Origin of the sequence: Nguyenibacter vanlangensis (assembly GCF_013376155.1) — a bacterium.
Classification (GTDB): domain Bacteria; phylum Pseudomonadota; class Alphaproteobacteria; order Acetobacterales; family Acetobacteraceae; genus Gluconacetobacter; species Gluconacetobacter vanlangensis.
The window spans coordinates 1-551 of sequence record NZ_JABXXP010001251.1 but is presented as its reverse complement, the minus strand read 5'-3'; the positions used below and the strand labels follow the sequence as shown (position 1 = coordinate 551).

Here is a 551-nt window from a genome sequence, read left to right as displayed (position 1 = left end):
GGTGACGTACCAGAAGCGGATGGACGCGACCGGGATGCCGGCGGCGTCGGCGGCGGCGGGGTTTTCGCCGACGGCGCGCAGATTGAGGCCGTGGCGCGTGTGGAAGAGAAGTTGGGTCGCGGCCGCCGGCAGCAGCAGGTAGATGAGATAGACGAGGACGTTCTGGCCGAAGAAGGCCGGGCCGACGACCGGAATGGCCGACAGGAGGGGGATGGGCGCGCGGCCGAAGGTCACGGGCGAGGGAATGCCGGCGTAGTCATGGCCGATCGTGGCGGAGAGGCCGAGCCCGAGGAAGGTGACCGCGAGGCCGCACAGGACCTGGTTGGCGCGGACGATGACGGTGGCGAAGGCGAAGATCATGCCGCCGGCGGCACCCGTCAGTGTCGCGGCCAGCAGGCCGAGCCAGGGGTGGGGCGTGGCGACCACGGTGATGATGGCGACCACGGCGCCCATGGACATCAGTCCTTCGACGCCGAGATTGGTGACGCCGACCCGTTCGGCCAGGACCTCGCCCAGCGCCGCGAGGGCGAGCACGCCGCCGGCGAGCACGG

The 551-nt window shown here is 71.3% G+C and carries 1 protein-coding gene; it reads right to left on the bottom strand.

What is annotated here, in order from left to right:
• Positions 1–549, bottom strand: a 549-nt coding sequence (locus HUK84_RS22425) for an ABC transporter permease (RefSeq protein WP_374729415.1), incomplete at its 3' end; no start/stop codon positions are given.
• Between the last annotated feature and the right edge of the window lie 2 nt (positions 550–551).